Source organism: Pseudomonas sp. PA27(2017), assembly GCF_001945445.1.
Taxonomy (GTDB): domain Bacteria; phylum Pseudomonadota; class Gammaproteobacteria; order Pseudomonadales; family Pseudomonadaceae; genus Aquipseudomonas.
Map to the genome: position 1 here is coordinate 34981 of NZ_MSXW01000018.1, position 21978 is coordinate 56958.

Annotated in this window: 20 protein-coding genes; 8 read left to right on the forward strand and 12 right to left on the reverse strand. The window is 63.4% G+C overall.

Annotated elements, in window-relative coordinates; all coding sequences use genetic code 11:
- Nucleotides 1-66: 66 nt before the first annotated feature.
- Nucleotides 67-516, forward strand: coding sequence for an SMI1/KNR4 family protein (locus BVH06_RS09635; protein WP_075933922.1), 450 nt, complete (start codon nucleotides 67-69; stop codon nucleotides 514-516).
- A gap of 126 nt (nucleotides 517-642) precedes the next feature.
- Here the strand turns inward: BVH06_RS09635 and BVH06_RS09640 are convergent, their stop codons facing one another.
- From BVH06_RS09640 to BVH06_RS09660, 5 genes are all read right to left on the reverse strand, one after another.
- Nucleotides 643-1791, reverse strand: coding sequence for an aldose epimerase family protein (locus tag BVH06_RS09640; RefSeq protein WP_075933923.1), 1149 nt, complete (start codon nucleotides 1789-1791; stop codon nucleotides 643-645).
- 252 nt (nucleotides 1792-2043) lie between these two features.
- Nucleotides 2044-3081, reverse strand: a complete 1038-nt coding sequence (locus tag BVH06_RS09645) for an energy transducer TonB (protein WP_075933924.1) — start codon at nucleotides 3079-3081, stop codon at nucleotides 2044-2046.
- 29 nt (nucleotides 3082-3110) lie between these two features.
- Entirely contained in the window at nucleotides 3111-3764 is a 654-nt protein-coding gene (locus tag BVH06_RS09650) for a hypothetical protein (RefSeq protein ID WP_075929851.1), read from the reverse strand.
- 326 nt (nucleotides 3765-4090) lie between these two features.
- Nucleotides 4091-4420, reverse strand: a complete 330-nt coding sequence (locus tag BVH06_RS09655; protein ID WP_075933925.1) for a hypothetical protein — start codon at nucleotides 4418-4420, stop codon at nucleotides 4091-4093.
- A gap of 6 nt (nucleotides 4421-4426) precedes the next feature.
- Nucleotides 4427-5329 (reverse strand): alpha/beta hydrolase, encoded by a 903-nt coding sequence (locus tag BVH06_RS09660; RefSeq protein ID WP_075929849.1) that lies wholly within the window; start codon nucleotides 5327-5329, stop codon nucleotides 4427-4429.
- 363 nt (nucleotides 5330-5692) lie between these two features.
- Between BVH06_RS09660 and BVH06_RS09665 the strand changes: the two genes are divergently transcribed.
- The gene (locus BVH06_RS09665) at nucleotides 5693-6943 is read left to right on the forward strand and encodes an MFS transporter (protein ID WP_075933926.1); all 1251 of its coding nucleotides are present in this window, start codon (nucleotides 5693-5695) and stop codon (nucleotides 6941-6943) included.
- A 541-nt stretch (nucleotides 6944-7484) separates the two neighbouring features.
- Here the strand turns inward: BVH06_RS09665 and BVH06_RS09670 are convergent.
- The 3 genes from BVH06_RS09670 to betC form a co-directional block, all read right to left on the reverse strand.
- The gene (locus BVH06_RS09670; RefSeq protein ID WP_075933927.1) at nucleotides 7485-9050 is read right to left on the reverse strand and encodes a SulP family inorganic anion transporter; all 1566 of its coding nucleotides are present in this window, start codon (nucleotides 9048-9050) and stop codon (nucleotides 7485-7487) included.
- A gap of 255 nt (nucleotides 9051-9305) precedes the next feature.
- Nucleotides 9306-10235 (reverse strand): choline ABC transporter substrate-binding protein, encoded by a 930-nt coding sequence (choX, locus tag BVH06_RS09675; RefSeq protein ID WP_075933928.1) that lies wholly within the window; start codon nucleotides 10233-10235, stop codon nucleotides 9306-9308.
- Nucleotides 10236-10326: 91 nt separating this feature from the next.
- The gene (betC, locus tag BVH06_RS09680) at nucleotides 10327-11835 is read right to left on the reverse strand and encodes a choline-sulfatase (protein ID WP_075933929.1); all 1509 of its coding nucleotides are present in this window, start codon (nucleotides 11833-11835) and stop codon (nucleotides 10327-10329) included.
- Between the two features lie 110 nt (nucleotides 11836-11945).
- On the opposite strand from betC, the gene BVH06_RS09685 reads away from it, so the two are divergent.
- The 4 genes from BVH06_RS09685 to pbpG all read left to right on the forward strand — a co-directional run bounded on the left by BVH06_RS09685 (nucleotide 11946) and on the right by pbpG (nucleotide 15247).
- A complete protein-coding gene (locus BVH06_RS09685) occupies nucleotides 11946-12899 on the forward strand; it encodes a LysR substrate-binding domain-containing protein (RefSeq protein ID WP_075933930.1) in 954 nt (317 codons plus the stop codon).
- On the forward strand, nucleotides 12896-13255 hold the full coding sequence (locus tag BVH06_RS09690; RefSeq protein WP_075933931.1) for a DOPA 4,5-dioxygenase family protein: 360 nt from the start codon (nucleotides 12896-12898) through the stop codon (nucleotides 13253-13255). Before BVH06_RS09685 ends, BVH06_RS09690 begins: the two co-directional genes overlap by 4 nt.
- A 54-nt stretch (nucleotides 13256-13309) precedes the next feature.
- On the forward strand, nucleotides 13310-14173 hold the full coding sequence (locus BVH06_RS09695) for a carboxylate/amino acid/amine transporter (RefSeq protein ID WP_075933932.1): 864 nt from the start codon (nucleotides 13310-13312) through the stop codon (nucleotides 14171-14173).
- A gap of 168 nt (nucleotides 14174-14341) precedes the next feature.
- Entirely contained in the window at nucleotides 14342-15247 is a 906-nt protein-coding gene (gene pbpG / locus BVH06_RS09700) for a D-alanyl-D-alanine endopeptidase (protein WP_075933955.1), read from the forward strand.
- Between the two features lie 48 nt (nucleotides 15248-15295).
- Here the strand turns inward: pbpG and BVH06_RS09705 are convergent, their stop codons facing one another.
- On the reverse strand, nucleotides 15296-16198 hold the full coding sequence (locus tag BVH06_RS09705; RefSeq protein WP_075933933.1) for a LysR family transcriptional regulator: 903 nt from the start codon (nucleotides 16196-16198) through the stop codon (nucleotides 15296-15298).
- A 149-nt stretch (nucleotides 16199-16347) separates the two neighbouring features.
- On the opposite strand from BVH06_RS09705, the gene BVH06_RS09710 reads away from it, so the two are divergent.
- On the forward strand, nucleotides 16348-16959 hold the full coding sequence (locus BVH06_RS09710) for an NAD(P)-dependent oxidoreductase (protein WP_075933934.1): 612 nt from the start codon (nucleotides 16348-16350) through the stop codon (nucleotides 16957-16959).
- Nucleotides 16960-17081: 122 nt separating this feature from the next.
- Here the strand turns inward: BVH06_RS09710 and BVH06_RS09715 are convergent, their stop codons facing one another.
- A complete protein-coding gene (locus BVH06_RS09715) occupies nucleotides 17082-18383 on the reverse strand; it encodes an Nramp family divalent metal transporter (protein ID WP_075929836.1) in 1302 nt (433 codons plus the stop codon).
- Between the two features lie 282 nt (nucleotides 18384-18665).
- On the opposite strand from BVH06_RS09715, the gene BVH06_RS09720 reads away from it, so the two are divergent.
- A complete protein-coding gene (locus BVH06_RS09720) occupies nucleotides 18666-19616 on the forward strand; it encodes a 2-hydroxyacid dehydrogenase (protein ID WP_075933935.1) in 951 nt (316 codons plus the stop codon).
- Nucleotides 19617-19678: 62 nt separating this feature from the next.
- Here the strand turns inward: BVH06_RS09720 and trpA are convergent, their stop codons facing one another.
- A complete protein-coding gene (trpA, locus tag BVH06_RS09725; RefSeq protein WP_075933936.1) occupies nucleotides 19679-20491 on the reverse strand; it encodes a tryptophan synthase subunit alpha in 813 nt (270 codons plus the stop codon).
- Nucleotides 20488-21699 (reverse strand): tryptophan synthase subunit beta, encoded by a 1212-nt coding sequence (trpB, locus tag BVH06_RS09730; RefSeq protein WP_075929833.1) that lies wholly within the window; start codon nucleotides 21697-21699, stop codon nucleotides 20488-20490. Before trpB ends, trpA begins: the two co-directional genes overlap by 4 nt.
- Between the last annotated feature and the right edge of the window lie 279 nt (nucleotides 21700-21978).

Here is a 21978-nt window from a genome sequence, read left to right on the forward strand (position 1 = left end):
TATAGAACACCAAGGGGGAATTCATAGAGCTGATGGCCCTGCAGAGAAGCTATTTGGAAGGTGATTATGCTTGACAAGGTAGAGATCCAGAGAATTGTAGATAAGATTGTCGCGAGTGAATATTATGAAGGCGACTATGGAGATGTTATTGATAATGAGGATCTAGTTCTTAGTAACGTTGAAGAGTCTGACCGTGAGAATGTACCCAAGGACTACCTAGATTTTTTGAAAAGTTTTGGGTTTGGTGAGTTAGATTCGGCGTTCTACATCGATGACGGTTTAAGTACCCATTCATCAATATGTGGAAAAAATATAGAAGCTTTCGAAGGGGTTTATATATTTGCTGGTAATTCAGGAGAGATTTTGTATGGATTTGATTCGCAGAGTCATTGGGCAATAGTCGAGTTAAGTGCTGAGCTAGATAGAGCTGAAATGGTGTGTGATGATTTCTCGACGTTCATTTTGAATAAATTGAAATATCTTGAAGGTTTAGTGGGTTGGCGAGCTAACAACTGATCGATCCAAAGTTATGTGGAAAAGGGGACAGATTTGAATGGAACTTACTTAAGCGTTAACCAATTGACCTAAAAGAAAAAGGGCAGATCTAAAGCTGCCCTTTTTCTCATTATTAAATTTTTCTTCTTACTTCACCGAAAACTTGAACACCGTATTCTGCGTATACGTCTGCCCCGGATCCAGGCGGGTAGAGGCGAATTTCGGCTGGTTCGGTGCATCCGGGAAGTGCTGGGTTTCCAGGGTAAAGGCGCTCCAGTGGGCGTAGGTCTTGCCGGCCTTGCCCTTGACCGAGCCGTCCAGAAAGTTGCTGGTGTAGAACTGCACGCCCGGCTCGCTGGTATAGAGCTGCAGGAGGCGGCCGGAGGCGGGGTCGTGGACTTCGGCGGCGAGTTGCTTGATGTCGCCTTTGCTGTCCAGCGCCCAGTTGAAGTCGAAGCCGCCCTGTTTGGCTTCGGCAAATTTGAGCTGCTCGTGGTCGTCCTTGATGTGCTGGCCGATGGGCGTCGGTTTGCTGAAGTCCATCGGCGTGCCTTTGACCGGGGCCAGTTCGCCGGTGGGGATCAGCGTCTTGTTGACCGGCGTGTAATGGCTGGCGTGCAGGGTGGCGACCTGTTTGAGGATGTCGCCGTTGCCTGCCCCGGCGAGGTTGAAGTAGCTGTGGTTGGTGAGGTTGACCACAGTGGGCTTGTCGGTGGTGGCCTTGTAGTCGATGTGCAGTTCGTTGTTGTCGGTGAGGCGGTAGGTAACTTCGGTTTTCAGGTTGCCGGGAAAGCCCATCTCGCCGTCCTTGGACAGGTAGGTGAGGGTCACGCCGACCGAATCCTTGTCCTTCACCGGCTTGGCTTCCCAGACCTTCTTGTCGAAGCCCTCGGCGCCGCCGTGCAGGGCATTGGGGCCGTCGTTGAGCGGCACCTGGAAGCGCTTGCCATCGAGCTCGAAGGCGCCGCGGGCCAGGCGATTGCCGAAGCGGCCGATGGTGGCGCCGAAGAATGCGGTGCCGGCTTCATAGCCCTGCACATCATCGAAACCCAGCACCACATCTTCGAGCTTGCCGTTCTTGTCCGGCACTTCCAGGGCCTGCAGCACGCCGCCGTAGGTGATGATGGTGGCTTGCATGCCATGGCTGTTGCGCAGCTGGTACTGCACGACGGGCGTGCCATCGCGGGTCTTGCCGAATGGCTTGTGTTCACTGGTCAGCCCTGCCGCGTTGGCGCCAGCGCTGGCGATCGCCAGTGAGAGGGCCAGGCCGGATAGCAGGTGATGAGGGTTGGTCATGGTCGAACTTCCTTTTATTGTTGTGGGATCGTTCTAATAGGCGGGCCATAGCGGTGAGAGCTGGGCCGGAATAATCTTGATACGAAAAATCAGGTTAGCTGTTATCTGACGACTGGGTAGACCATTCGTCTCGATGCGCTTACTAGGGATGGGGTGCTGCGGGAGGGAGGTGCCTCAGCCCAGGGCCGGGCATTTGGCGAAGCATGTAGGCACGTAACGACCAATCTGTCGTTACGTGCTCTGGTGCGGCTGTTACCGAGGTGTTTCGCCTGTAGCCGCTTTCTGTTGCTTCACGCCTTGATGCACGTATTGCCAGTAATCGGCCTGCGGATTGGCCCGGCACTGTTCGATGATCCACGGCAGTGCGCGTGCGAAGGCCTTGTCGACCTCGGTAGCGGAGGCACTGTCCTGCTGACGCAGCTCGGTGAGAAACAGCATTGCCGAGGTCTGCTGGAAGGTGGACAGGTCGCTGGCTGGCTTGCCCGGAGAGCTCTGTTCGAAGGCATCCAGCTCCTGAATGACCTGGGCGCAACTTTGTTCCTGGGTGCGCACCAGCGATTGCGGCTTGAGAATTATCGGCTGGCTGGTTCGCTGCTTCGCTGGTGCTTCGGAGCTGGGCGTCCAGGGCTCATAGCGCCAGGTGCGTAGCGTTTCTTCGACCACCGAGCGAGCAAGTTCAGGGGCGTCGCCGACGACCTTCACGTCGCTCACCGAACCATCGGCGTTCACTTGATAGCTGACGATCAATACCGTGTGCTTTTGCAGGGTTGCCGGCGCTACAGGCATCGGCGTGTGCACGGGTTTCAGTGGGGTGAGCTTGAACAACGCGGCATCGGCCTGAGCCCGTGCGGCGAAGCTATCGACGATCCGGCGAATGTTGTCATCGCGGCCATCCGGGTGCACGAATAGGCCGTTGTAATGAGTGGTCTTGTTGTCGACACGGTAGGTGGCCACTTCTTGTTTGCCGCGGGTCACCCGGAACGTCAGTACCGTGTCCCAGGACACGGAGGCGGGAATGATGAACAGGCTGAATGCGCTGAGGAACTGATTGGGTAAATTGCTGAAGCCATAGTAGTCGCCGACCGACACTATCTGGATGTTGTACCCGGCGGGGTCGAAGCCCTCGCGCACTTGCTCGAAGACGCCGGTACTGCGCAGATGGTTTCGGATGAGCGGGCCGGGCACCGAGCCCAGGGTCTGGACGCTTACCTGCGGCAGCGTCAGCTCGTGATCGAGCATTGGCTCGGGCAGCGTGTGGTTGACCTGGCAACCGCCCAGAAGCATCAACATGGCAAGGCTGAGGCAGCGTAATAAGTTGCTCATTTGGCCTGCCCCGACAAAATTGTTTTGAAAACCACGGCATTTGCAGCATCGCTGTCGAGCAGGATGGGATAGGCGCCATCCAGATGCTCCAGCTCGATCAGTTGTAACGGCGGCAATTCGGGATGCTTGCTGGTAACCAACGCCTGGTCTCGTTTGATGTCGTAGCTGTGGATGAAGGCGCAACGGGCGTTGTAGTCGAGGCAGGCGGCACGGAAATCGCCGATGTAATAAGCCTTGCCGGGTTCCAATTGTAGAGGGATGGAGAAGTCTTCTCGCTTCCAGGTAGTGGTGCCGTCGCTGCGTTTGAACAGGACGTTGTAAAGCTCGTAGCGACCGGGCTTGAGCGGCATGACGAACAGCGTACCGATGCCACGGCGCCCGTCACGGATGTCCCGTGGCGTGCGCAGGTGAACGTTGTTGCGCAGGCGTGCCGAGGCAGAGCCGCCACCGCCTTTCTGGCGCAGCAGGAGGCTTTGTTCGTGGAGCGAATACTTGGCGTCCGGCCAGACGCCGACTACGCCCACCAAATAGCTGGTGGCGCCGTCTTTGGCAGGGCGGATGCTTTTATCGATATCGATGGGCGACAGGCTGTAACAGCCGGCCAAATTGAGAAACAGCAGGGCGCAAAAGAGGTTGCGGAACAGCGGCATCGTTACACTCGCGTGCAGGCAGCACCATCCGAGCGCGAAGCCGGTGGAGCCAATAGTGAACACAAGGTGTGAAGCGGAGGGGGCATAGCACACCAATCCTTGGCGATATCATTGCAGTAGCAATGTAGCGGGGGGCGATTATAACGAGCTGGGTTGGCGGATGGGTGAGTAGTCGCCTGCATACTTGCGCGTTCTACAGGCGTTTCGTCCGCGAACTGATCTGCCGAGTGCGACAGAGTCGAAGGTGGGTTTTGCTCTGCGAGACAGATACGCCCCTATCGGCTGACCCTCACGTGCTGCCTGTCCGCCACGCAACTGGCGGATCTTCAGTCGTGCCTGTTGGCTGCACCGCCGGGCCGACCCTGCGCCTGCCACTGGCGGATCGCCTGCAGCACCTGATCGTCGTAGCCGCGCAACTTGCGTGGTTTGTACGGTGAGTCGCTGATCGCCAGGATCGGCGCGCTGTAGTGGATGGCTTGGGCCAGGCGATCTAGATAGGCGTGGCCGTCGCGGCGATACTCGGCGAGTTCCTGGTCATTCAGGCGGATCAGCACGCTGCAGCTGACGGCGCCGTGGTGGCAGTCCACGTCGATCAGTAGCCCGCTTTCGTCTTCCAGCAGAAGCCAGGCGTGGGGTTGGTGGTCGATGACTTTCATGGCCCGTCAGCCCTTGCCGATCATCTGCTGGGAAAACAGCGTGCGAATCGCCTCGCGGTATTCGCGGCTACCGGTGCGCATGCTGTTGTTGTGGTTGCCGCCGTCGATCAGCAGCAGGCGTTTGGGCTGGTTGGCGGCCTGGTAGAGGCTTTCGCTGAAGCGCGCCGGCACGTAGCGGTCGCCAGTGCCGTGGGCGATCAGCACCGGCACCTTGATGTCGCCGATCTTGCTCAGGGAGTCGAATTTCTGCGACAGCAGCCAGCGTACCGGCAGCGAGGTGTACTCGGCGGCCACGGCGGTGGCGGCATCGGCCAGATTGGTGAAGGTCGATTCGATGATCAACCCGGCCAGCGGCGGCGTGTGGCGATCACGGCCCAGGGAGTCGGCCAGGTTGACCGCCACCGCGCCGCCCAGGGAATGCCCGTAGATGAAGCGTTTGGCCGGGTCGGGCTGCAGTTCGGTGAGGCGCTGCCAGGCGATTTCGGCATCTTCGTAGAGGGTGCGCTCGGACGGTAGCTCGCCGCGACTTTCGCCGAAACCGCGGTAGTCGATGGCCAGCACCGAAAAGCCCATGGCGTGCAGTTGCTCGATGCGAAACAGTTGGCCGGTCAGGTTCCAGCGCGAGCCGTGCAGGTACAAGAGGGTTGGCGCGTCGGCCCGACGCGCTGGCCACCACCAGGCATGGATGCTCTGGCTGTCGCCGAACTCCGGAACGCTGAGGGTCATGTCTTTCACGCCCGCAGGCAGGCCGTGGAACCAGCTGGCGGTGCCCGGCTCGATGCGGAACACCAGCTCGCGCTCCTTTTCTTCGAGCTTGGCGCAGCCGACCGGCAGGCCGACGGCCAGGCACAGCAGCAGGCCGATGCCCAGCCAGCGACGACGCAGGGTGTGGATAAGTGAAGTGGCCATGGCTCTCCGCGGAGGTTGCGAACGTGGCGCACGCTGCGCATCGCTCACGGGCGGCGCAGGGGCATGGGAAGGTGATAGGCGAATAGACCGAAACGCCCTGTCGGCGTTCGTCCGCTCCAGCGGTTTCGGGTATCGAGTTGTTTCCGAAGTATGACAGGGTCTGTCCCGCTTATTTGGCCTGTCGAACTCTGCACTTGTGTGCCTCACATGAATGTGTGAGGTACCGCAAACCCACCGGCAGGGCACGCCTCGCGCAATAACCGGCTCCTGCGCGGCCCTGCGTGAGACGGGAAAAGATTCTGGGGCTGCTGGCGCTTTCAAGCCTGCGCTATGCTGCCCCGCTGACCTCTCGCGGACGCCACCATGTCATCCAATCCTGCCGATTTGCGCCGCCCGGCCGGCGCCACTCTGGTGCTGCTGGCTTCGCTGTATTGTGCCCAGGGTTTGCCATCCGGGCTGATCGCCCATGCGCTACCGGTGCTGTTGCGTCAGCATGGCGTGGACTTGGCGGTGATCGGTCTGCTCAAGCTGCTGGCGCTGCCCTGGCTGTTCAAAGTGCTGTGGGCGCCGTGGGTGGATCGCCTGTCATCGCGGCGTCTGGGCCATCACCGCGGCTGGATCCTGCCGCTGCAGGGCGCGGTGGTGGCGATCCTGCTGGGCCTGGCGCTGCTCTCGCCGGATGCGCTGTTCGGCGCCCACCTGCCGCTGCTGCTTGGCCTGCTGGTGCTGGTCAACCTGGCGGCGGCGACCCAGGACATCGCCACCGACGGCCTGACCGTACGGCTGCTGCCCGAACGCTGGCGCGGCCTGGGCAACAGTCTGCAGGTGGGCGGCTACAAGGTTGGGATGATCGTCAGTGGTAGCGGCCTGTTGCTGGTGATCGACCGCTTCGGCTGGAACCTGTCGTTGCTGGCGCTGACCTTGTTGGTGGCCTTGATGCTGCTGCCGGTGTGGCGCTTTGCCGAAGCGCGGCAGCTGCCGCCGGTCGCTACGGCAGCCGAGCCAATGGGCGTTGGCCTGCTATGGCGCCACTACCGCGGCCTGCTGGCGCTGCCGGGCATGGGCCTGTGGCTGGCGGTGGTGCTGACCTTCAAGCTCGGCGACGCCCTGGGCTCGCCGATGATCAAGCCCATGCTGGTGGACCAGGGCTGGAGCAACGCCGAGCTGGGGCAACTGACGCTGGTCAGCAGCCTGGTCGGCATCGGCGGCGCGCTGTTGGGCGGCCTGCTGTATGCACGCCTCGGTGTGCTGCGCGCGCTGCTGATCTTTGGTGCATTGCAGGCGCTGAGCCTTGCCGCGTTGGCGCTGCTGGTCAGCCGTGGTGGCGATGCATCGCTGGTGTACGCCTTGACCCTGAGCGAGCAGGCGGCCGACGGGTTATCCACAGTCGCCTTGTTCGCCGCGATGATGCGCCAGTGCCGCCCCGGCCACGAAGGCGCGGACTTCACCCTGCAGGCTTCCACGCAGATTCTGCTTGGCGGCTTCGTCGGCGCGGCCAGCGGGGTGCTGGCCAAGGCGCTGGGCTATGACGGGTTGTTCGTGTGTGCCGGGGTGCTGGGGTTGGCGGCGTTGATGCTGGTGGGACGTTATTTTCTCCGGCACGGTTGGCGGTAAGGCGCGCCCTCTCTATCGCAAGAGAGCCCTTATTCTGCGGGAGCCCCGACCACGGGGTGAAGCAATCCTGACCATCCTGCAGAGCGGCGTTATGGCCACCATTCGCTGCGAGGTCGCAGCTCCTACAGGGTTGGCGGTGCCCGGTGAGGTGCCGGAGCAGCGTCTGGTGGGTGCCTTGACCGGTCTCGGGCGAGGGCTGTAGGAGCCCCGACCCGGGGCGAAACAATCCTGGCCATCCTGCAGAGCGGCGTTATGGCCACCATTCGCTACGAGGTCGCAGCTCCTACAGGGTTGGCGGTGCCCGGTGAGGTGCCGGAGCAGCGTCTGGTGGGTGCCTTGACCGGTCTCGGGCTAGGGCTGTAGGAGCCCCGACCCCGGGGCGAAACGATCCTGGCCATCCTGCAGAGCGGCGTTATGGCCACCATTCGCTGCGAGGTCGCAGCTCCTACAGTGTCGTTGGCACTAGGCGAGTCTGGCGTGCGGTGGATATTGCTTCCTGGGTATCGCTACGCTCAACGCCAGACTACGGGCGGCTGCCGGCTCACTCCTCGAACTGCACCGGGCAGGTCGCGCCTTCGAGTTTCTGGATTTCCTCGATCACGTGGGGGCGGGCGTGGCGCAGCACCAGCTGGCGGTTCTGCGCCATCAGGCGGCGCGCTTCCAGATGAAGCATCTCCACGCCGGCGTAGTCGATGAAGTTGATATGCCGGGCGTCCACCACCACCCGCTCGCCGCGGCTGAGTTGCAGCACCTGCTGCACGTAGTGGCAGGCGCCGAAGAAAATCGAGCCTTCCAGGCGCAGCAGTTCGTCGTCGCCGTCGCGGGTGTATTTGAAGCGCGGCTGCGAGGTGCGCTTGAGGTAGAAGAACAGCGAAGCCAGCACGCCGGCGTAGATGGCGGTCTGCAGCTCCAGCACCAGGGTGGCGAGCAGGGTCAGCAGCATCACCACGAACTCGGCGCGGCTGACCCGCAATAACGCGCGCACGCCCTCGACATCCACCAACCCCCAGCAGATCAACAGGATCGCCGCGCCCATGCTGGGCAGGGCGATATGGGCGATCAAGGGCGCGCAGAATAGCGCGAAGGCGGCCACCAGCAGCGCCGAAAATACCCCGGCCATCGGCGAGGTGGCGCCTGCCTGCAGGTTCAGCGCCGAGCGGGTGAAGGAGCCGGCTGACAGCGAGCCGGAGAACCATGGGCCGATCATGTTGGACAGGCCCTGGGCGCGCACTTCCTGGTTGGCATCCAGCAGTTGCTGGGAGCGGGCGGCCAGGGAACGGGCAATGGACAGGCTGGTGACCAGCCCGAGCATGCCGCAGGCGATGGCGGCGGGCAGCAACCCGAGCAGGCTGTTGACCTCGACATGCAGCAGGGTGAACGGCGGCAGTGAGCCCTCGAAGGCATCGACCAGGCGGATGCCGGCGAAGAAGCCGGGTAGGGCGGCAACCAGCAGACTGCCAGCCACCACGCCGATCAGTAATGCCGGCAGGCGCGGCCAAAGGCGCCGGCAGAGCAGGCTGACCGCCAGGGTGAAGGCGGCGACCAGCATGGCGTGCCAGTCGGCCTGGCCCAGATGCTGGCCGAGGTCGAGCAAGGTCGCCACGGCAGTGCGCTGGCTGTCCACGTCGAGGCCCAGCAGGTTGGGTAGTTGGCCAAGGGCGATCACCAGCGCCGCGCCCAGGGTGAAGCCGAGGATCACCGACGGCGAGACGAAGTTGACCAGGTTGCCGAAGCGCAGTAACCCGAGCAGCCACTGAAACAGCCCGGCGAGAAAGGTCAGCACCAGCACCAGGGCGACGAATTCGTCGCTGCCCGGCCGGGCCATGGGGCTGACGCTGGTAAACAGGACGATGGAAATGGCTGCCGTCGGCCCCCCGATCAGGTGCCACGACGAGCCCCACAGGCAGGCGATGATCACCGGCACGATGGCCGCGTAGAGGCCATACTCGGCGGGCAGCCCGGCGATCAGCGCGTAGGCGATCGATTGCGGCAGGGCGAGAATGGCGCCGCTCAGCCCGACCAACAGGTCCGTGCCCAGGCTGCGTCGGGTGACGGTCGGCCACCAGAGCAGGAAGGGCAACAGGCTGTAACGGCTGGGTAGGCGCATGCGGTTTTTCGTTAAGTGGTTCGGAGGTGGGGCAGGGTAGCAGAGGTGCTCGTCTTGGTTTTCCTAGCGTGTTCGAGTACATCGTATAGGGCTTGGAAAGCCAGAAGCAGATACTCAAACCAGCCTGTGGGAGCCCCGACCTCGGGGCGAAACGATTGCTGCCTGACTGCCTATCGGCGGTGCCTGAGCGAATCGCCGCGAGGTCGCGGCTCCTACAGTGGATCGCATAATGACCGTTTCCGCCACCTAACGGCCCTACAACTTGGCCTTCACCGCCGCCAGCGCATCGCCGCCCTCGCGGGTGGTCACGCCGTCGAGCCAGCCGTTCAGCACCTCGGGGTTGGCCTTGAGCCAGGCCTTCACGGCCTGGTCGTTGCTGGCCTGCTTGCTCAGCACCTGGTCCATGATGGCGTTCTCCATGTCCTGGGTGAACTTCAGGTTGCCGAGCAGCTTGCCGACGTTCGGGCACTGCGCCGCGTAGCCCTTGCGGGCCAGAGTGTTGACGCTGCCGCTGTCGCCAAAATACTTCTCGCCGCCCTTGAGGTACTTCATGTCGTATTGCACGTTCATCGGGTGCGGCGTCCAGCCGAGGAATGCCACGTAGTCGTTGCGCTTCACTGCGCGGCCGACCTGCACCAGCATGGCCTGCTCGCTGGACTCGACCAGCTTCCAGTCCTTCAGGCCGAATTCGTTGGCGGCGATGATTTCCTTGATCGACTCGTTGGCCGGCGCGCCGGAGGCGATGCCGTAGATCTTGCGGTCGAACTTGTCGGCGTGCTTTTCCAGGTCGGCGAAGGTCTTCACGCCGGCGTCATAGGCGTAGGTCGGCACCGCCAGGGTGTACTCGGTGCCGCTGAGGTTCTCGGCGACTTTATCCACAGCCCCATTGGCGACGAACTTGTCGTAGTTGGCCTGCTGCGCTGGCATCCAGTTGCCGAGGAACACGTCCACCTGGCCCTTTTGCAGGCCGGCGAAGATGATCGGTACGCCCAGGGTCTGGGTCTTCACGTCATAGCCCAGGCCGTCGAGCACCAGGCTGGCGATGCCATTGGTCACGGCGATGTCGCTCCAGCCCGGATCGCCGAGCGTCACCGTGGCGCAACTGGCGTCTTCGGCGTGGGCCTGGCTGGCCAAGGTGACGGCCAGGAGCAGGCTGCCCGCAACGGCTTTCTTGAACGTTTTCATGCCTCTGTCCTTATGTTGGTTTTCGGTTGGGCAGGCTATGCGACGCAAGCGAGCGCGCCAGGTTCCCGCTTTTTGGCCCCGGCGCGCGACGTCACGGTTGGGGAAAGCGGGCGCGGCGCTCCAGGTCGTCGAGGTCGATGTGATTGCGCATGTATTGCTCGCTGGCATCGATCATCGGCTGGTGGTCCCAGCTCTTCAGGCGGCCCTTGGTCAGTGCCTCGGCGACCAGGCGGCGACGGCGCTGGCTGGCCAGGGTGGCGCCGTGGATGGCGGCCATGTCCCAGCGGCTGCGCGCCTCGGCGAGAAAGGCGGTGACCTGCTCGCGGTGATCCGGCGAGGCGGCGAGGTTCTCGCGCTCCTGGGGGTCGTTGGCGACGTTGAACAGCAGCAGCGGGTCTTCCTCGCTGTAGACGAATTTCCATTCGCCGCGGCGAATCATCATCAGCGGGCTGGTGGTACCTTCGGCCATGTATTCGCCGAGCACTTCATCGTGGCCACCATTGCCCTGCAAGTGCGGCAGCAACGAGCGACCGTCCAGGGCCAGGCCGGCATCTACCTCGCCGCCGGCCAGTTCCACCAGCGTCGGCAGAAGGTCGACGGTGGACACCGACTGCCTCACCCGATGCGCCGCGAAGCGCGCTGGCGCATGCACCAGCAGCGGCACCCGGGCGGCCATCTCGAACCAGTGCATCTTGTACCAGAGGCCGCGCTCGCCAAGCATGTCGCCGTGGTCGCCGGAGAACACGATGATGGTGTCGTCGGCCAGCTTGCAGTCCTTCAACGTCTTGAGCAGCTTGCCGATGTTGTCGTCGATATAGCTGCAGGCGCCGAAGTAGGCGCGCCGTGCGTCGCGGATCTTATGCTCGGGCAGCGGCTTGTCCCACAGGTCGATCACCTTGAGCAGGCGCTGGGAATGGGGATCCTGTTCGGCCTGGTCGATCACCTGACGGGGCAGGGGGATGTCGTCATCGCTGTAGCGATTCCAGTATTCCTCGGGGATGGTGTACGGGTCGTGGGGGTGGGTCATCGACACGGTCAGGCAGAACGGCTGGTCGGGCGTCACCCGCACGTGGTCGTAGAGGTACTGCTGGGCCTTGAACACCACCTCTTCATCGAAGTCGAGCTGATTGGTGCGCACACAGGGGCCGGCCTGCAGCACCGAGGACATGTTGTGGTACCAGCTGGCGCGTACCTCGGGTTCGTCCCAATTCACTGCCCAGCCGTAGTCGGCGGGGTAGATATCGCTGGTCAGGCGTTCCTCGTAGCCGTGCAGCTGGTCCGGGCCGCAGAAGTGCATCTTGCCGGACAGCGCCGTGCGGTAGCCGAGGCGGCGCAGGTAGTGGGCGTAGGTCGGCACGTCGGCGGGGAAGTCGGCGGCGTTGTCATAGGCGCCGATCTGGCTGGGCAGCTGGCCGCTGACCAGGGTGAAGCGCGACGGCGCGCACAGCGGGCTGTTGCAGTAGGCAGAGTCGAACAGCACGCCCTCGGCGGCCAGGCGCTGCAGGTTCGGCACCTTGATCGGTGAGTTGGCGTCGTGCAGGGGTAGCAGCGGCGCGGCCATCTGGTCGGCCATGATGAAGAGAATGTTGGGGCGTTTCATGGCGGCGTATTCCATATCGTTGTTTTATGCGAAATTGATCAGTCGATGATCAAGGCTCGATGAACGGGGGTAAACCCGGATGCAGCACATGGCTCGGATAAGCAGCGCTTATGTTTGAAGCGCTCGAGGGCATATCGCTCGACACGCTGCGGGTGTTCGAGTCGGCCGCGCGGCACCTGAGTTTCACCGCCGCAGCGGCCGAGCTCGGCAGCACCCAACCGGCAATCAGCCAGCAGATCAAACGGCTGGAGGCGCAATTGGCGACCCGCCTGTTCGACCGCGTCTACCGCGGAATCGTGCTGACGGATGCCGGCGAGGCGCTGCTGCCGCCGGTGCAGGAGGGCCTGGCGGCCATGGACGCCGGGCTGACGACGGTTGCCGGCCGCCAGCAGCACGAGGTGCTGCAGGTGGCGACCGATTTCGCCTTTGCTGCCTACTGGCTGATGCCGCGCCTGCAGCGTTTTCACCAGAGGTACCCGGACGTGGACGTCAGCCTGGTCACCAGCGAGCGCGACCTGGCCAGCCTGCCGGCGGATATCGACGTGGCCATCTCCTTTGGTGACGGGCGCTTCAAGCACGGCGAGCAGCACCTGCTGTTCAGCGAGGAAGTGTTCGCCGTCTGCAGCCCGCTGCTGCTCAAGGATGTCGAGGCCTCTGCGGGTGAGCTGCTGGCGCGCCTGCCCTTGCTGCACCTGCGCCCGGAAAGCCGCTCGCGCTGGTTCGACTGGAGCGGCCTGTTCCGCGCCCTGGGCATCGCCGAGATGCCCAGCCCCGGCAGCCTGCGTTTCGACAACTACACGCTGCTGATCCAGGCGGCCATCGCCGGGCGCGGCGTGGCCATCGGCTGGCGGCATCTGGTCGACGAATTGATCGGCCAGGGCCTGCTGGTGCGGGTCGATTCGCGCTCGGCCACCTCGCGCTTCGGCTATTACGTGGTGCTGCCCGAGCGCAAACGGCGCATTCGCCTGGTGGAGCATTTCGTCGCCTGGCTGCAGGATGAACTGCAGCGCGAACCCCTGCCGGATCGGCCGGGTGGTATCGACCCCAAAGGACTTGCCCTATGAGCGAAACCAGAATCCGCGGCTACCATGCCCACGTGTATTTCGATGCCAGCAGCATCAGCCAGGCCCGGGCGCTGTGCGAAGCGGCCGCCGCCCGCTTCGCGCTGAAGATGGGGCGCATGCACGAAAAACGGGTCGGCCCGCACCCGCAGTGGAGTTGCCAGCTGGCGATGCGCGCCGAGCTGTTCGGCGAAGTGATTCCCTGGCTGATGCTCCACCGTGGCGAGCTGGTGGTACTGGTTCACCCGATTACCGGCGATGACCTGATCGACCACCGCGACCACGCCTTCTGGCTGGGCGCTGCACAGCCCCTGGATATTTCCGTGTTGTCGGGCGGGCCGGTGACCTTCGAGCTCTGACGCCCAGGCCCGGGCAAGGTATGATCCGCGGCTGATTTTCCGAGAGCCCGCGCCATGCCTTACCTGCTCGCCGTCACCGTCCTCTGGGCGTTTTCCTTCAGCCTGATCGGCGAATACCTGGCCGGTCGGGTGGACAGCGACTTCGCCGTGCTGGCGCGGGTGGCGGTTGCAGCGCTGGTGTTCCTTCCGTTCACGCTCTGGCGTGGCCTGCCGCGGCGTTTGTTGGCCGGCTTCTGGCTGGCCGGCGCACTGCAGTTCGGCGTCACCTACCTGTGCCTGTACCGCAGTTTCCAGGTACTGACGGTACCCGAGGTACTGCTGTTCACCGTGCTCACGCCAATCTACGTGACCCTGCTCGACGACGCCCTGGCGCGGCGCTTCAGCCCCTGGGCTCTGGTCGCTGCGCTGGTGGCGGTCGGCGGCGGCGTGGTGATCCGCTTCGAGCGCCTGGAAGGCGAGTACCTGATCGGCTTCCTGTTGCTGCAATTGGCCAACCTGACCTTCGCCGCGGGCCAGGTGCTATGCCGCCAGTTGCTCATGCGCTACCCGACCGAGCAGCCATTGCACCGCTTCTTCGGGCATTTCTTTCTCGGTGCGCTGGTACTGGTGGTGCCTTCGTTCCTGCTGTTCGGCAACCCGGACAAACTGCCGAGCACCGCGCTGCAGTGGGGCATCCTGCTGTGGATGGGCCTTTTCGCCACGGCGCTGGGGCTGTTCTGGTGGGTCAAGGGCAGCGTCAAGGTCGATGCGGGCACCCTGGCGGTGATGAACGAGTTGCACGTGCCGGCCGGCCTGGTGGTGAACCTGCTGATCTGGAACCGCGACGCCGACCTGCCGCGCCTTGCTATGGGCGGCGCGATCATCCTCGCATCGCTGTGGCTCAATCGTCTCGGCAGGCGGCGCCTGGCAACGGCCTGATCCATTTATCGGACAATAGGAACCTGCCTTGACGGGTGCTAACATCGCACCTTCAATTGCGAATGCAATTAGCTGTTTTTCAAACCCTATTGCCATTAGGGCATGGACGAAGTTCCTTCACCGGCATGGAGCGCCTTTCCAGTCATCTCTTGCCTTGTGAATGCCATCGTGAATATTCGTCGCCCCTTCGCCAGCCTCGCCCTGGCCTGCCTGTTTCTCGTCGCCCCTCTGGCCTCCGAAGCCGCCGCTCCCGCCAAGCAGGAGCTGGCCTCCGGCAGCGCCTTGCTGGTCGACCTGACCACCGATAAGGTGCTGTATTCCAGTAACCCCAACATGGTGGTGCCCATCGCTTCGGTCACCAAACTGATGACCGCCATGGTCACCTTGGACGCCAAGCTGCCGCTCAACGAACAACTGCCGGTAATCATCCGTGACGTGCACGACATGCGCGGCGTGTATTCGCGCGTGCGCATCGGCAGCGAGATCAGCCGCCGGGAAATGCTCCTGCTGACCCTGATGTCGTCCGAGAACCGCGCTGCCTCCAGCCTGGCGCATCATTATCCGGGCGGCGTCACCGCCTTCGTCGCGGCCATGAACGCCAAGGCCCGCGCCCTGGGCATGACCCAGACCCGCTACGTGGAGCCGACCGGCCTGTCCGAGCACAACGTTTCCACCGCCAACGACCTGGTCAAGCTGCTCAAGGCAACCCGTAGCTACCCGCTGATCGGTGAACTGAGCGCCACGGGCGAAAAGACCGTGGCCTTCCGCAAGCCCAACTACACCCTGGGCTTTCGCAACACCAACGCCCTGACCCGCAAGGCCGGCTGGGACGTGCAACTGACCAAGACCGGCTTCACCAACAGCGCCGGCCACTGCCTGGTGATGCGCACCACCATGGCCGGCAAGCCGGTGGCCTTCGTGGTGCTCGATGCCTTCGGCAAGTACACCCACATGGCCGATGCTAGCCGCCTGCGCAAGTGGGTGGAAACCGGCAAGGTCACCCCGGTGGCGCCCGCCGCCCTGGCCTACAAGCAGCAGCGCGCCTCGCAGCGTCAGTTGCAGGCGTCGCAGTAAGTCGAGTTTTGGCAGGCGCGAGCGAGTTCGCGCCTGCCAGATCGTAGGCTAATTCACCTGCCAGCGTGGATCGGCTGCCAGGCGCTCGGCGATGAAGTCGAGCAGGGTGCGCAGCGCCGGCAGCATCTGTCGGCGCGAGGCGTAGATGGCGTGGATACCCAGCGACTGCGGTTGCCAGGCGGGCAGCAGGCGCACCAGGCGCCCGTCTTCCAGCAGCGGTGCGGCAGCGTAGAGTGGTTGCAGGCAGATGCCGCCGCCGTTGATCGCCGCTTCCAGCAGCACGGCGGTGTCGTTGCTGCTCAGGTTGCCGTCCACCGGCACCTGCAGCGGCCCTTGCTGCCCCGTGAAGTGCCACAGGCTGCGCCCGAAATAGCTGTAGGTCAGGCAGTTGTGCCCGGCCAGCTCCTGGGGCTGGGCTGGGGTACCGACGCGGGCCAGGTAGGCGGGGGCGGCGCATACCACCGAATGGCAGTCGCCTAGGTGGCGAGCGACCTGGTTGGGTTCGAGCTGGTTGGTGATGCGCAGGGCCAGGTCGATGCGTTCCTCGACCAGGTTCACGGCATGGCTGCCGACCAGCACATCCACCGAGGTTTTCGGATAGCGCGCCAGGTATTCCACCAGCACCGGGCTCAGCCAGGTTTGCGCGAAGGACTGGCTGGTTGCGATGCGCAGGTTGCCGCTCGGGCCGTCCGTGGCCTTGATGCCGGTGGCCTGCATCATCTCGGCGGTGTGCAGCATTTCCCGACAGTGCGGCAGCAGTTCGTTGCCCACCTGGGTCAGGCTCAGCTTGCGCGTGGTGCGATGCAGCAGCCGTGCGCCGACCCAGTCCTCTAGCTCGGCCAAGTAGCGCGAAACCATGGCCCGGGACAGATCCAGGTGCTCGGCTGCCGCGGTCTGGCTGCCGCGATCCACCACTTCGACGAAAACGCGGGTTGCCGTGAGTCTGTCCATGATTCGCCTGTTTCATGCAACTGTGTTGTGGTGATTATGCGGCTTTTTGTGGCGCTGCAGGTGGTTAAGCTCATGGCTCGTCTATCGGCACCAGCGGCAACCGCCGTCGGCTGGCCGATGCCTACTTGCCTGTCACAGTGGAGCCTCACATGAACGTCGTCATTCTGGGTATCAGCGGCCGTGCCGGTTCGCGTCTGCGTCATGAACTGCTGCAGCGTGGCCACAAGGTCACCGGGATCGCCCGCGATGTCAGCGCGGTGCCCGCCCAGGATGGCCTGACCCTGGCCAGCGCGGATGTGGCCGATGTCGAGCGTCTGGTGCCGCTACTCCGGGGCCATGATGCGGTGATCAGCACCACGCGCTTCGTCGGCAGTGATGCGGCCAGCCTGATCGGCGCGGTGAAAGCGGCGGGTGTGCCGCGTCTGCTGGTGGTCGGTGGTGCCGGTAGCCTGGAGGTGGCACCAGGTATCCAGCTTATCGATACGCCGGAGTTTCCTGCTGCCTATAAGGGCGAGGCGGGTGGTGGGCGTGATTTCCTCAACGTGCTGCGTGGCGAGAAAGAGCTGGACTGGACCTTCCTGTCGCCCTCGGCGCTGTTCGAGCCGGGCCCGCGCACCGGGCGTTTCCGCATCGGTAAGGACAGCCTACTGGTCGATGCCAACGGCAGCAGCGCTATCTCGATGGAGGATTACGCCATCGCCCTGGTCGACGAGCTGGAAGAACCCCAGCACTCGCGCCAGCGCTTTACCGTGGGTTACTGACCACTTCGCCAGCGCAAAAAAACGCGGCTCAAGCGCTACCCCCACTCGGCAATGCGGGGGAGCGGCTTGGCCGCGTGCAGGGCCTCGAGTCACTCAAGGCAAGTTGCTAGGGGCTGTTGACGTCAGGCCAGCATCTGCATGCCGAGTTGGATGGCAACCCACACCGCCAGGACAGTCGCGGCACCGAGGGCCAGGTTTTCGAACCAGTTGTTGCAGTACTGGCCGAGCAGTTTCTTCTGGTTGGACATGATCAGCAGGCCGAGGGAAATGATCGGCAGGCCGACGATGTTCAGTGCGTTGACCGCAATGGTCAGGGTCACGAAGTCCGGCATGCCCGGCAGCGACCAGATCAGCGGGGTGACCAGAATGAACAGCAGGAACCACTTGTGCAGCGGGTCTTGCTGCGGAGTCTCGCCATACTGCTGGCGGCGCTTGGGCTGGATGTGGTGCAAGGCATCGGTGATCAGCATCGGGAACGCGGTGGTCTTGCCCACGACGCTGGCGAACAGCGTGGCGAACACGCCGATGAAGAAGATGTACCAGCCGCCTGGGCCAAAGAACATCTGCAGGGCGGCGCCCAGGTCATCGAGGGTTTCCACCTTCAGGCCATTGGGGCGCAGGATTTCCGCACCTACTACCCAGATCGCCAGGTTGATGACGATACCGACGAACACCGCGAACAGCAGGTCGTTGCGCTGGATGCGCTTGTGCTCTGGGCCGGTCCAGCCTTTCTGCTTCATCACGTAGGGATGCACGAAGTTGGCGATCGAGCCGGCGACGGCGCCAATGACCGACACGGCGACCAACAGCGCGCCATGCACGCCTTCGTCCTTCGGAATGCTGAAACCGAAGGTGCCGGAAACGATGCCGCCCAGGTCCGGGCCGGACATCACCGCCAGGGACAGGAACGCCAGGGTCATGATCGCCAGCAGCACCTTCATCACGCCCTCGATGAGGCTGTAGATGCTGCGGCCGACCAGCAGCCAGACACCGAGCACCACGGCGAAGGAGCACAGCAGCGGCTGGTTGAGGTGCAGCAGCGTGGACAGCGCCTCGCCAGCGCCCTTGATCATGTAGGCGTTCATCAGGTGGCCCATGAACAGCGCGTAGCCGAACAGGAACCAGGCGAAACTCGGGTGCAGTTGCGCGTAGCCACCGAGGATGGACATGCCCTGGTTATTGCACAACTGGAAGCGGGCGATGATGTTGACGATCAGAAAGCGCAGCAGCAGCGAAACCGCCAATACCCACATCATCGCGTAGCCATAGTTGGCGCCGGCGACGGACGAAGTGATCAGGTCGCCAGCGCCCAGCCAGGAAAGCACCGCGATGATGCCGGGGCCGAGCAGTTTGGCCATTCTGCTGAGGGGATTGCTTGAGGAGCTTGCGGACACGCCTTTGTCGGCAACGTCGGTACGAGCCATGGGAGGAGCCTCTATCGTTGTTTTTGTTGGGAGTAGCACGCTGTGAGATACGACATCATACAAATTACTTTGTTGCAAAGTAGCAATGAGAATCACCGCCGGTTAGCCGATAAGCGGCATGAAGGCTTGTAATCACTGAGCTTCAGCGGTTTCTGCGGGTTCAGGGGTGATTATCTAGCTGTTTCCAGATGTTGCGGATGTATGATGTCTTTGTGTTAGTTTCCTGGAGACCTTGCTGCCCCCATGCAGCGTGCCCGCTCCGTATCGCCTTCAGGAGAGCCCATGACGTCACCCGCCCCCGCTGCGCAATTGCTGATGATCGGCCCTTTGCTGCCAGCGCTTGTCGCCCGTATCGAACAGTCGTATCGCGTCCATCGTTTCTGGGAAGTCGATGACCCGTCCGCCTGGTTGCAAGCCAACGCCGGCAGCATCGATGCCATCGCCACCAGCGGCGTGTTCGGCGCCAAGGCCGAACTCATCGAGGCCCTGCCGAACCTCAAGGCGATCATCAGCTTCGGCGTGGGGTATGACGCTATTGCCGTCGATACGGCAAAGAAACGTGGCGTTACCGTGACCAATACGCCGGGCGTGCTGGACAACTGCGTCGCCGATACGGCGGTGGCGATTCTGCTCGATGTAGGGCGTCGGATCAGCGAGGCTGATCGCTTCGTACGGGCGGGTGAGTGGCAGAGCGGCCGCTTTCCGCTGGCCGGCAGCATCGGCGGCAAGGTGTGCGGCATCGTTGGCATGGGCAATATCGGCCGGGCGATCGCCAAGCGAGTTGAAGCGTTCGGCATGACCGTCGCCTATCACAATCGCCGGCGCCGCGATGACGTCGACTATGCTTATCACGAAACCCTGGAGGGGCTGCTGGAAGCCGCCGACTACGCGGTGCTGGTGGTGCCCGGTGGCAGCTCGACAGACAAACTGATCGGCGCCGAGCAACTGCGTGCCCTCGGCCCAGAGGGCTATCTGGTGAACATCGCCCGCGGCTCGGTGGTGGACGAGCAGGCTCTGGTCGAGGCGCTGCAGAACGGCACCATCGCCGGCGCGGCGCTCGACGTGTTCGCCGACGAGCCCCAGGTGCCGGCCGAGCTGCTTGCGCTGGACAACGTGGTGCTCACCCCGCACATCGGCAGCGGCACCCATGAAACCCGCCAGGCCATGGCCGACCTGTTCTTCGCCAACCTCGACGGCTTCTTCAAGCACGGCAAGGCAGTGACGCCGGTATAACGCCCGGCAATAAAAAACCGCTGCCCGTAACCGGAGCAGCGGTTTTTTTATGCGCGAGTTGCTTAGCGGCGAGCGCTGCGGACGCCTTCGGCCAGTTGGCTGCACAGCTCCAGCACGCCGTCGATGGCCTGCTGATCATTGCCGGCCGCCTTGGCGATCTGGTCGATCAGTGCCGAGCCAACCACCACGCCGTCGGCCAGGCGGGCGATGGTCGCCGCATGTTCCGGGGTGCGGATGCCAAAGCCGATGCTGATCGGCAGGTCGGTGTGGCGACGCAGGCGGGTGACCGCTTCCTGCACGTGCTCCACGGTCGCCGAGCCGGCACCGGTAACGCCGGCCACCGACACGTAGTAGACGAAGCCCGAGCTGCCGGCGAGCACGGTCGGCAGGCGCTTGTCGTCGGTGGTCGGCGTGGTCAGGCGAATGAAGTCGATACCTGCGGCCTGGGCCGGGTCGCACAGGTCGCGGTTATGTTCCGGCGGCAGGTCGACCACGATCAGGCCATCGACGCCAGCCTTCTGGGCATCGCCAATGAAGCGTTCGACGCCGTACTTGTGGATCGGGTTGAAGTACCCCATAAGCACCAGCGGCGTGGTGCTGTCGTCCTGGCGGAATTCACGGACCATCTGCAGCGTCTTGGCCAGGTTCTGCTTGGCGGCCAGGGCGCGGATGTTGGCCAGCTGGATGGCCGGGCCATCGGCCATCGGGTCGGTGAACGGCATGCCCAGCTCGATCACGTCGGCGCCGGCTTTGGGCAGGCCCTTGAGGATCTTCAGGGAGGCGTCGTAGTTCGGGTCGCCAGCGGTGACGAAGGTCACCAGGGCGGCGCGGTTCTGTTCTTTCAGCTCGGCGAAGCGCGTCTGCAGGCGGCTCATATGTGTTCTTCCTGTTCGTCGAAGTGGTGCATGACGGTCTGCATGTCCTTGTCGCCGCGGCCCGACAGGTTGACCACCATCAGGTGATCCTTGGGCAGGGTCGGCGCGCGCTTGAAGACTTCAGCCAGGGCGTGGGACGACTCCAGCGCCGGGATGATGCCTTCCAGGCGGCAGCACTGGTGGAAGGCAGCGAGCGCCTCCTTGTCGGTGATCGAGGTGTACTCGACGCGACCGATGTCGAACAACCAGGCGTGTTCCGGGCCGATGCCGGGATAGTCGAGGCCGGCGGAAATCGAGTGGGCGTCGATGATCTGGCCGTCGTCGTCCTGCAGCAGGAAGGTGCGGTTGCCGTGCAGCACGCCAGGCACGCCGCCGTTCAGGCTGGCGGCATGCTTGCCGGTTTCCACGCCGTGGCCGGCTGCTTCGACGCCGATGATCTGCACGGACTTGTCGTCGAGGAACGGGTGGAACAGGCCCATGGCGTTGGAGCCGCCGCCGATGCAGGCGACCAGCGAGTCTGGCAGGCGGCCTTCCTGCTCCTGCAACTGGTCGCGGGTTTCCTTGCCGATGACGGCCTGGAAGTCGCGCACCATCGCCGGATACGGGTGCGGGCCAGCCACGGTGCCGATGATGTAGAAGGTGCTGTCGACGTTGGTCACCCAGTCGCGCAGGGCTTCGTTCATCGCATCCTTCAGGGTGCCGGTGCCGGCGGTGACCGGAATCACCTCGGCGCCGAGCAGGCGCATGCGGAAAACGTTGGCCTGCTGGCGATCGATATCGGTGGTGCCCATGTAGATCACGCACTGCAGGCCGAAGCGCGCAGCGACGGTGGCGGTGGCCACGCCATGCATGCCGGCGCCGGTCTCGGCGATGATGCGCTGCTTGCCCATGCGCTTGGCCAGCAGAATCTGGCCGATGCAGTTATTGATCTTGTGCGCGCCGGTATGATTGAGCTCCTCGCGCTTCAGGTAGATCTTCGCGCCGCCGCAATGCTCGGTCAGCCGCTCGGCGAAGTACAGCGGGCTCGGGCGGCCCACGTAGTCGCGCTGGAAGTAGGCCAGCTCCTTGGCGAACTCGGGATCGGCCTTGGCCTTTTCGTACTCGGCAGCCAGGTCGTGGATCAGCGGCATCAGCGTCTCGGCGACGTATTGACCGCCAAACGCGCCGAACAGGCCGGTGGCGTCTGGGCCGTTGCGTAGTGAAGTCATGGGATTCTCCTGTGAATTCAGAGGCCGGCGGCAGATACCGCCCGAGCGCTGCTCGTAAAGGCTGATGGCATGCAGACTAACGCCAGTAGGGCACTTGGAAAAGCGAGTAGTTTGATTTAACAGGTGAGTAAAGCTCACATATTTCCTGTTTCAGCTCGCGCTTTTCTGCTGGCTCGCTGGCGCACCGGGGCGGAACATGTTTTCTGTCGGTGCCCATAAAGGGTGCGGAATATTTTATCCACAGGCCTTTATCCGCAGGATTTACCGGTCGAGTTGGCT

Coding starts and splice junctions, on each gene's coding strand:
- BVH06_RS09650 (WP_075929851.1), bottom strand. CDS start 3,764: ATGCCGCTGTTCCGCAACCTCTTTTGCGCCCTGCTGTTTCTCAATTTG.
- BVH06_RS09660 (WP_075929849.1), bottom strand. CDS start 5,329: ATGGCCACTTCACTTATCCACACCCTGCGTCGTCGCTGGCTGGGCATC.
- BVH06_RS09685 (WP_075933930.1), top strand. CDS start 11,946: ATGTTTGAAGCGCTCGAGGGCATATCGCTCGACACGCTGCGGGTGTTC.
- BVH06_RS09710 (WP_075933934.1), top strand. CDS start 16,348: ATGAACGTCGTCATTCTGGGTATCAGCGGCCGTGCCGGTTCGCGTCTG.
- BVH06_RS09720 (WP_075933935.1), top strand. CDS start 18,666: ATGACGTCACCCGCCCCCGCTGCGCAATTGCTGATGATCGGCCCTTTG.
- BVH06_RS09715 (WP_075929836.1), bottom strand. CDS start 18,383: ATGGCTCGTACCGACGTTGCCGACAAAGGCGTGTCCGCAAGCTCCTCA.
- trpA (WP_075933936.1), bottom strand. CDS start 20,491: ATGAGCCGCCTGCAGACGCGCTTCGCCGAGCTGAAAGAACAGAACCGC.
- BVH06_RS09635 (WP_075933922.1), top strand. CDS start 67: ATGCTTGACAAGGTAGAGATCCAGAGAATTGTAGATAAGATTGTCGCG.
- BVH06_RS09665 (WP_075933926.1), top strand. CDS start 5,693: ATGTCATCCAATCCTGCCGATTTGCGCCGCCCGGCCGGCGCCACTCTG.
- BVH06_RS09695 (WP_075933932.1), top strand. CDS start 13,310: ATGCCTTACCTGCTCGCCGTCACCGTCCTCTGGGCGTTTTCCTTCAGC.
- BVH06_RS09670 (WP_075933927.1), bottom strand. CDS start 9,050: ATGCGCCTACCCAGCCGTTACAGCCTGTTGCCCTTCCTGCTCTGGTGG.
- BVH06_RS09640 (WP_075933923.1), bottom strand. CDS start 1,791: ATGACCAACCCTCATCACCTGCTATCCGGCCTGGCCCTCTCACTGGCG.
- BVH06_RS09645 (WP_075933924.1), bottom strand. CDS start 3,081: ATGTTGATGCTTCTGGGCGGTTGCCAGGTCAACCACACGCTGCCCGAG.
- choX (WP_075933928.1), bottom strand. CDS start 10,235: ATGAAAACGTTCAAGAAAGCCGTTGCGGGCAGCCTGCTCCTGGCCGTC.
- BVH06_RS09690 (WP_075933931.1), top strand. CDS start 12,896: ATGAGCGAAACCAGAATCCGCGGCTACCATGCCCACGTGTATTTCGAT.
- betC (WP_075933929.1), bottom strand. CDS start 11,835: ATGAAACGCCCCAACATTCTCTTCATCATGGCCGACCAGATGGCCGCG.
- trpB (WP_075929833.1), bottom strand. CDS start 21,699: ATGACTTCACTACGCAACGGCCCAGACGCCACCGGCCTGTTCGGCGCG.
- BVH06_RS09705 (WP_075933933.1), bottom strand. CDS start 16,198: ATGGACAGACTCACGGCAACCCGCGTTTTCGTCGAAGTGGTGGATCGC.
- BVH06_RS09655 (WP_075933925.1), bottom strand. CDS start 4,420: ATGAAAGTCATCGACCACCAACCCCACGCCTGGCTTCTGCTGGAAGAC.